This is a genomic window from Longimonas sp. (assembly GCF_040409695.1).
In the GTDB taxonomy this organism is placed as follows: Bacteria; Bacteroidota; Rhodothermia; order Rhodothermales; family Salinibacteraceae; genus Longimonas.
This window is the reverse complement of sequence record NZ_JARWGJ010000108.1, coordinates 1-8558: the sequence shown is the minus strand read 5'-3', so window position 1 is coordinate 8558 and position 8558 is coordinate 1. Positions and strand designations below refer to the sequence as shown.

General features: G+C 58.4%; 5 protein-coding genes. 1 reads left to right on the top strand and 4 read right to left on the bottom strand.

The features are described 5' to 3' along the window. Nucleotides 1-198 precede the first annotated feature (198 nt). The 3 genes from PPP56_RS06970 to rpoN form a co-directional block, all read right to left on the bottom strand. A complete protein-coding gene (locus PPP56_RS06970) occupies nt 199-3465 on the bottom strand; it encodes a TonB-dependent receptor (RefSeq protein WP_353563318.1) in 3267 nt (1088 codons plus the stop codon). 499 nt (nt 3466-3964) lie between these two features. Beyond that, nucleotides 3965-4564, bottom strand: coding sequence for a DJ-1/PfpI family protein (locus PPP56_RS06965; RefSeq protein WP_353563317.1), 600 nt, complete (start codon nt 4562-4564; stop codon nt 3965-3967). A 146-nt stretch (nt 4565-4710) separates the two neighbouring features. Next, a complete protein-coding gene (gene rpoN, locus PPP56_RS06960) occupies nt 4711-6207 on the bottom strand; it encodes an RNA polymerase factor sigma-54 (protein ID WP_353563316.1) in 1497 nt (498 codons plus the stop codon). A gap of 350 nt (nt 6208-6557) precedes the next feature. On the opposite strand from rpoN, the gene ruvB reads away from it, so the two are divergent. Then, complete coding sequence (gene ruvB / locus PPP56_RS06955; protein WP_353563315.1) at nt 6558-7598, top strand: Holliday junction branch migration DNA helicase RuvB; 1041 nt, start codon at nt 6558-6560, stop codon at nt 7596-7598. A gap of 44 nt (nt 7599-7642) precedes the next feature. On the opposite strand, the gene PPP56_RS06950 is transcribed toward ruvB, so the two are convergent. After that, nucleotides 7643-8284, bottom strand: a complete 642-nt coding sequence (locus PPP56_RS06950) for an LON peptidase substrate-binding domain-containing protein (protein ID WP_353563314.1) — start codon at nt 8282-8284, stop codon at nt 7643-7645. Nucleotides 8285-8558: the final 274 nt, after the last annotated feature.

The window sequence follows — 8558 nt, the reverse complement described above, 5'->3', positions numbered from 1 at the left end:
CCTCTTACCGTAGCCCTCTTACCGTAGCCCTCTTACCGTAGAGAACGCCTGCAACAAAAAGCGGACGCCTGCGCGATGCAGACGTCCGCTTCGTGGTTAGGCCCGGAGCGATGCACAGAGCATGTGCTCCGAGACAGATAGCCAGCCTTACGTAGCCAGGCTACTGCTCTACTTAGCTGCTCTACTTGGCAGCTCTACTTAGAACGTGTAGCGCACGCCCAGCTGCAGCTGCCAGCGCGAGAGGTCGTCATTGACGTTGAGGACATCTTCGCGGTTGCGGTTGCTGGAGTCGAACGTAACGCGGTACTTGCCCACGTCGCTCGCCTGCACGGTGCGCCCAGCCACTTCGTCGCCGATGTCGTCTTCGGTGATGAAGCCCTGGAAGTTCATCAGGTCGGTGCCCTGAAAGGCCGTGCTGCGCACGCCCCAGTCTGAGTTGATCAGGTTCAGGAAGTTGATGACCGTAGCCGAGATCTCGACCCGCTGATTGCCGAAGGTTTCAAGCTGCTGCGTGAAACGCAGGTCCAGCTGATGATTCCATTCGGTGAAGGCGGTATTCCGTTCGAAGATCTGGCCGCGCTGGCTGCTCAGCGCATCATCGCGATTGATGAAGCTGTTGAGCGCCTGCCAGTTCTGCGACTCCAGGAAAATATCGGTTTCTTGCTCGGGCACGTAGACCAGGTTGCCGAAGCTGTTACCGATGTTCTGGATGTCGCCCGCATACACGTAGCTGAAGGGACTTCCCGAGCGTCCGTTATAGACAGCCGACAAGACCGTAGTGTAGCGGTCGAAGTCGAACGCGTACGACACATTGGCCAGGATATTGTGGCGATTCACAAAGTCGGAGCGTCCGAGCTCCCGGTTATTGTGGTCGAACGACGCGGTAAACCGGTAATTCGAGATCGCGCGGCTCGACGTAGCGTCGGTGATGTTGAACGCATCACTGAACGTGTACGCAACCTGCCCGCCGAAGCCGGTGCCCTGCAAGGGGCGCTGCAGCGATACCGAGAAGCTGTACTCGTAGCCTTCGTTGGTATTGGTAAGCAAGATCGCGTCCGTGAAGTTGGCGTTCGGACCGTCATCAATGCGGCGATAGATCGGGCGCCCATCAATCGGTGTAGGCACGCTATCGTCTACCTCAAGGTTAATGTTGCGGTAGTCGATGTCGTTAATCGCCGAGGAGTAGAGCCCTTCAACCGTACCAATCAGCCCGAGTGGAAGCTGCTGATCAACGGCAAGGTTGAGGCGCAGCGAACTCGGATACTTGAAGTCCGGGTCGGTAAGGTTGATTTCGGACGTAGCTGCGATAGGCAGCGTAAGATCTTCGGGGAAGTCCGGGTTACCGGGCTGCACGAAGTTGTCGTCCAGGTTGTCGAGGTCGGGCATCCGGATGCCCTGGTCGTCGAACGCCGGGTTGGTCGCGCTCTGCGTCTGGCGCACATCGATGCGGGCAAAGTCGACGCCCGTGTTCGTGTACTGGTTCGAGATCATCACGAAGGGCGGCTGGCCGGCGAACACGCCGATTCCACCACGCACCTGCGTGGTCTGGTTGCCGGTGGCATCCCAGTTGAAGCCCAGACGCGGCTGCCAGAGGATGTTGCCCGTGGGCACCTCTGAGGTATTCTGCCCAAAGGCTGCCTCAGCCTGCGGATTATCGAACGGCTTATCATTGAAGATAGGCACGTCGGCTCGCAGTCCGATACGGAAGCGCAGGTTGCTCGTCACGCGCCACTCGTCTTGTGCGTAGAAGCCCAGCTGTAGCGCGCTTGGGTTCACTTCGGCGCGCGGGTTACCGGGGATGCGGGAGTAGCTGTACTGGTAGCGCGACGGCAGCCCGAGCGCAAATGCTTCGCGCCCGTCGATGAAGTCGCCCGCTTCAAACGTACGATTTCCGATCTGGGTGGTCTCGGTAAACTCGATCGGGGCGAACGTGTAGGTGCCGAAGAAGTCCTGGATGAACAGGTTCTTCCAGCTGTACAGCTGGTTGTTCGTTCCAAACGTGAGTTCGTGGCTGCCCAGATCGATGGTGAAGTCGTTGGTCAGCTCAAACACGTCCTGATCCAGCTGATTCGCATGACGGAAGCGCTCGGTACCCAGACGAACAGTACGGGTACGTGCGTTTACGTCGGTCTCGTTCGGATCTTCGAAGATCTGCACATCGACCTGCGGCTGTCCGAAGTCACCGAAGTCGCCTTCATCCCGAATGCGCTGGTAGTTCAGGCGCAGTTCGTTGTACATGTTGGCGCCGATAGACGACTGCAGCTCCAGCGTGGTCGTGTTCTGCGTGTGGCGCTGCTGGTAGCCCTGCGAGTCGAGCGAGTAGGTGTTGGTGCTCCGTCCTACCCCCCGGTCACGCGCAGCGTCTACATAGTTGTTACGCAGCGTGAGCTGGTTGTTTGCGTTGATGTTCCAGTCCAGCCGCGCAAGCAGCTTGATGTTGTCTTCCTGCCCGGTGAACGGGTCGAATCCGCCCGGCTGCATACCGTACTGATTGCTTGCAATCGAGGCGATGTCGGAGACGCGATCGCTCCCAATCGGAAAGATGTTCGCCTGTCCGCTCCCGGCAAGGCCGGTCGTGGTCGGACTGGTTTCTTCTTCGTACTCACCCGAGACGAAGAAGAAGAGCTTATCTTCAATGATGGGGCCGCCAAGGCGTCCGCCAACAAACTGCTCACTGAACTCCGGGAAATCCGTCCCTGCCGGTCCTCCACCTACAAACTGTTCGTTGCGCCCCAGGTAGTAGGCTGAGCCTTCAAACGTGTTGGAGCCGCTCCGCGTCACCGCGTTGATGCGCCCCCCTACGAAGTTGCCGTAGCGTACGTCGTATGGAGCCACGTCGATGTTAAACTCCTCGATCGCGTCGAGGCTAAACGGTTCGGTTCCAGCCTGCCCCCCGGGCGTTCCCCCCGTGCCGCCAAGTCCGAACACGTCGTTGAAGGTAGCGCCGTCAACGGTGATGCTGGAGAGCCGCGCTTCCCGTCCGGCCAGCCCGAGTCCGCTTCCGGTGGACTGGGGCGAGAGGCGCGAGAAATCGGAGAGCGAGCGCTGGATAGACGGCGTGCGCTCCACCTCAACGCGCGACACGTTGGTGCGAGCGCCTGTGCGATCAGAGTTGATCGTGCGGTCTCGTTCGCCGATAACCCGCACTTCGTCGAGCTCTTCCGAGGCTTCCTGCAGCGCGAAGTTGAGCGTCTGGGCTTCGCCAAGCTGCAAGTTGATCTCTGTTTCCCGAACTGCCTGGTAGCCAACGAAGCTGGCCGTTACCGTGTACGGGCCGCCCACGCGCATGCCGCGCAGTACGTAGGTGCCGTCGGACCGGGTCGAGGTGCCGTACTCTGTGCCGCTGGGCTCGTGTACAGCGATGACGTTAGCGCCAGGCAGCACTTCGCCTGATGCATCTTGCACCTCCCCCCGCAGCGTTGCGGTGGTGAGGCCCTGTGCCATCGCCGCCGTGGGCAACAACACAAGTAAAAGAAAAGTCGTAATCCAATGTCGCATGACGATAAAAGAGGATCTGTGGAAGGTAGCGAGCCGCAAAGTCTTGTGTGGTGCATACACAGACGTGCGGGCGATGAATCCGCTCATACAATAAGGCGGCCCGTCCCACAATATCTGCAAAGATGCTGTGATCACTCTTCTTTTCATGTAAGGATTATGCACCTATAACAGTCACATAATACTTAGATAACATAGCAGGTTATCTAGGAGAATTGGATGAATACACAGCTGGTGATTCACCGTTCTACTGTTCATCCGTTGCCCTATACCAATCGTGAGCCTACTATGAGCATCCAGGCTCAGCTCGCTACGCAGCCGTGTCGCTGCTGCCTTTTGCAGGCTGCTCCCTGCATGCGGCTGCAATGATAGAAGCGTAGATAGCGGTGTAGAACTCCTCCCACAAAAAAGCGAGCCTGCTCCCCAATGGAGCAGACCCGCCCGTTCACAAAAAACGTGGCCCCTGCAATCAGGCTGCCACCGGCTCACGGTGGTTGATCTGTGTGCCCAGCACCTCAAGGAAGGCTGCCAGCCACTTCGGATGAGCCGGCCAGGCCGGCGCCGTCACAAGCTGTCCGTCAACCGTTACCTCGTCGGCAGCAATATCAGTGTATACGCCGCCTGCGCGTTCTACTTCAGGCTGGCAGGCCGGATAGGCCGCGCACTGCTTGCCGTCGATGACGCCCGCTGCCGCCAGCACCTGCGCGCCGTGGCAGACCGCCGCAATCGGCTTGTCGGCTTCGTCAAAGTGGCGCACCATCGCCAGCACCGCTTCGTTAAGGCGAATGTACTCCGGCGCACGCCCACCCGGAATCACCAGCGCATCGTAGTCTGCCGGGTCGACGTCGTCAAACGTTGCGTTGAGCGCGAAATTATGGCCGGGCTTCTCCGTGTACGTCTGGTCGCCCTCAAAATCGTGCACGGCGGTTTTCACCGTGTCGCCCTCCGCCTTCTCCGGACACACCGCATGCACCTCGTGGCCGACCATCTGGAGCGCCTGAAAAGGCACCATCACTTCGTAGTCCTCTACGAAGTCGCCCACAAGCATAAGAATCTTAGAACCGTTCATTGCAATCACCTCTCTTTGTCAAGAAGAAACGAACTACGGGGTATGGGGGATGCGTGACGGAGGTGCTGCCCTGAAAGATCCGACGCCACGCCGCACGCGACGCGCCATTCCGCAGAGGGTGCCGCAGGTGCACCGCTTGCTGCTCCTTAAGATTCATCCTCTTCCAGAACAATCTCCTTGCGCAGGCGCGCCACCGGAATGCCCAGCTGCTTACGGTACTTCGACACCGTGCGCCGGGCAATCTTAAAGCCGCGCTCCTCCAGCTTATCGGCCAGCGCCTGGTCCGACATCGGATCGGTTTTATCCTCGTCGTCCACAATCTGCTGCAGGATTGCTTTCACCTCTTTGTTCGACACCTCCTCGCCATCGACCGTCTCCAGCCCTTCTGAGAAGAAGTACTTCAGCTCGTACACGCCAAACTCCGTCTGCACATACTTCCCGTTCACCACGCGGCTCACCGTAGAGATGTCCATGTCGATGATGTCGGCAACATCCTGTAAGATCATCGGCTTCAGGTGCCCTTCGCCGTAGCGAAAGAAATCTTCCTGCAGTTGCACGATCGCGTCCATAACGAGCGTCATGGTGTGGCGCCGCTGGTTGATGGAGTTGATGAACCAGCGTGCCGATTCAAACTTGTTCTTGAGAAATGACTTGGTTTCCTTGTCGACAGACGACGTCTCTTCCTCGCTCTCCTGCTCGGCCTTCATCTTTTCGAGCATGCGCCGGTAGTGGCGCGAGATGCGTATGTCGGGGGCGTTCTGCCCGTTGAGCGTAATGATGAAGTCGCCGTCTACGTAGCGGACGGTGAAGTCGGGCGTGATGTAGTTGGTCTCTTCCGAGAACGTACCTTCCCCCGGCTTCGGGTCGAGCCGCTGTTGAATGAGATCAAACGCGGTCTTGAGGGCACGGTCGTCGATGCCCATCCGCTTCTTAAGCTTACCAAAGTGCTTCATCGTAAATGCCTTGTAGTGCTCTTCCAGCATCTCGATGGCCAGGTCGCGCCCCTCGATGTCGGCAGGCATGCGGCGGAGCTGGATGAGCAGGCACTCTTGCAGGTCGCGCGCGGCAATGCCGGCCGGATCGAGCGACTGCACCTGCTTCAGCACCTGCTCGACGTCTTCCTCCGTTACTTCTACGTTCTGGTTAAACAGAATGTCGTCGATGATCGACTCCACTTCGCGGCGCAGATACCCATCTTCATCAATTGACCCGATGATCTGATCGGCAATGAGCGACTCCTTCTCATCCAGGTTCAAGAGCGAGAGCTGGTCGTTAAGCTCCTCAGCAAGCGACGTAGAAGCACGCATCTGACGCCGGTACTCGTCGTCCTCGTCGCCCCGGTTCGGGTTGGCCTTGTAGCCATAGAGGTCGTCAGGGTTGTTGAGCAGCTCGTCGAGGTCGAACTCCTCGTCCTCAGGATCGTCGGTTTCCAGCTCGTTTTCCATCTCCTGCTCGGTCTCCGCCTCCTCGCGGCTCTCGATCTCCTCATCTTCAACCCCCTCTTCAAGCAGCGGGTTTTCAGCCATCTCGTCTTTGATGCGCTGCTCCAGGTCGAGCGTGTTTAGCTGCAACAGCTTAATGTACTGTATCTGCTGGGGCGATAGCTTCTGCTGGAGCTCTTGCTTTTGATGCAGTTCAAGCATAAAAACACAGGTCTTCTGAGGGGCAACACGCCACGCACTAATCTGCGCGGCTCGGCAAAAATCATTCCGCTTATGCATTTCATTATAAGCATGAATGCCTGCCAACGTCAACGTCTACCTCAATCCTGTTGTACATTTTTTACGTGAGCATCGGCGCATTTTGCTGTAAACAGCCCTTTTTGCTCCATCCGCTCTCTGCAGTCCCGTTGTGCCCTGTCGTTACATCTTTCCGTTTGCCTGTTGCGTATCGCAGCGCTCGGGCGCAGAAACTCTGGACCCGCTCATGGGCTTGAACAACACGTCGCTGCATCGTTTTCGTCTGTCTTGCTGACTGCTTTCCGTATCCCTCTATGCCCGAATCGCGCTCTTCGGCTCTCCAGCCCGATACAGCGAACGCCTCCGAATCCGATATCGAGTCCATGCTGCGTCCGCAGCGCCTCGACGAGTTTATCGGGCAGGCGAAGATCAAGAAGAACCTGCAGGTGTTTATGACCGCGGCGCTACAACGCGGCGAGACGCTCGACCATGTGCTGCTCTCGGGTCCGCCGGGACTGGGCAAAACGACGCTTGCTCATATCGTGGCGAATGAGATGGGCGCGCGCATCCGCACAACCAGCGGACCGGTGCTCGAAAAGCCCGCCGACGTGGCGGGGGTGCTTACCAATCTGGAGGAGGGCGATGTGCTCTTTATCGACGAGATCCACCGCCTCAGCTCTGTGGTCGAGGAGTATCTGTACTCTGCCATGGAGGATTACCGCATCGACATCGTCATCGACTCGGGGCCAAACGCGCGAACCGTTCAGATCTCGCTGCCGCCGTTTACGCTGGTGGGGGCAACCACGCGCAAGGGCTTGCTTACTTCTCCTCTGCGGGCGCGCTTCGGTATCGACTTTCGCTATGACTACTACACCGCTGACCTGCTACAGTCCATTACGCAGCGCTCCGCGCGCATCCTGGACGTCCCGATCACCGAAGACGGCGCGTACGAGATCGCCCGCCGCAGCCGGGGTACTCCGCGCGTATCCAACCGCCTGCTGCGCCGCACACGCGACTTTGCTGAGGTCGACGGCGACGGCGAAATCACGAAGACGATCGCCGATCATGCCCTGAATGCGCTCGACGTGGACGAAGCCGGGCTCGACGACATGGATACCCGCATTCTCCTAACATTGATTGACAACTTTAGCGGCGGCCCTACCGGGCTCAAGAACCTTGCGGTGTCGGTCGGCGAGGAGTCGGGGACGATCGAGGAGGTCTACGAGCCGTACCTGATCCAGGAGGGATTCATAGAGCGCACGCCGCGTGGACGGGTGGCCCTTGCCCGTGCCTACGAGCACTTCGAGCGTGACCGTCCGTCGAGCTCTGGCGACCTGTTCGAGCAGGGTGACTGACCGCTTCACGTGCTGCCGGTTCTGCCTTCCGGTTCTGCCTGGTTCTACAGATGCTCGGGCGGAAAGTCTTTGAAGTGTCCGTTTGACTTTACGCGGCGCTGCACGTCTTCCTGCTCTTCAACCTGTGGGATGAGCCGCTCGAAGTGTTCAACCAGATAGTTGACACGCTCTATTTCGTTGGAGAGTTGCAGCACCTCCTGCTTCTGCTCAAGCGAAAGGCCTGCGTTCTGTGCCAGTACAAACGACAGGCGCCGGTCGGTCTGGTAGAGATCGGGGCGTACGGTGCGCCCGGCCAGCTCCAGCAGCTTCATGTGCTGCGTGATCATGCGCTCGCGCGTGGCTTCGTCGATCGCGGTTGAGGTATCTTCGAGCAGCGTCACATCGGCCGTATAGTACGACGCCCGGTCGTCGTACACCTCTTCAATCTGGAAGCGCTCGTCACCCTCGGCAATCAGGTCGGCACTTCCGTTTTCGTACCGCTTCAAGATCCGCTTGATGTATGCGGTGCACCCTACCGATGCCAGGTTCCCTTCGTGCGCCAGCACAATACCAAACGGCACGTCGTGCGTGGTGCAGAACGCCATCAGGTCCTTGTAGCGCTCTTCAAAGATATGCAGGGGCACCTGCTCGTTCGGGTAGAGCACCAGACCAAGCGGAAAAAGGGGTAGATCGTCGATCGTAGACATGGAGCGTGTATTGACCGGAAGAAAGTTAGCATCTGCTAAACCTACATATCAAAATGGGTGTTTCCGGATGCGAGACGTGGAGTGTGCAAACCCTGTTCTTTTCCACGCTACTTACGTTTCGTATTGCGGTAGCGGTTCAATGGTAAGTGATTGTCATACGGCCGACATCGTCGGAGCCAGACAACCCCCTCTGTCTTCGACATCTCCCCCTTGGCTAAGGGGGAGAAACCCGTAGGGAGAGGGGGTTCGAACAAGACAAACCTACATTCCACGA

What these genes read in the sequence shown, in the direction of transcription:
- PPP56_RS06965 (WP_353563317.1), bottom strand. Translation starts at nt 4,564, where the DNA reads ATGAACGGTTCTAAGATTCTTATGCTTGTGGGCGACTTCGTAGAGGAC.
- rpoN (WP_353563316.1), bottom strand. Translation starts at nt 6,207, where the DNA reads ATGCTTGAACTGCATCAAAAGCAAGAGCTCCAGCAGAAGCTATCGCCC.
- ruvB (WP_353563315.1), top strand. Translation starts at nt 6,558, where the DNA reads ATGCCCGAATCGCGCTCTTCGGCTCTCCAGCCCGATACAGCGAACGCC.
- PPP56_RS06950 (WP_353563314.1), bottom strand. Translation starts at nt 8,284, where the DNA reads ATGTCTACGATCGACGATCTACCCCTTTTTCCGCTTGGTCTGGTGCTC.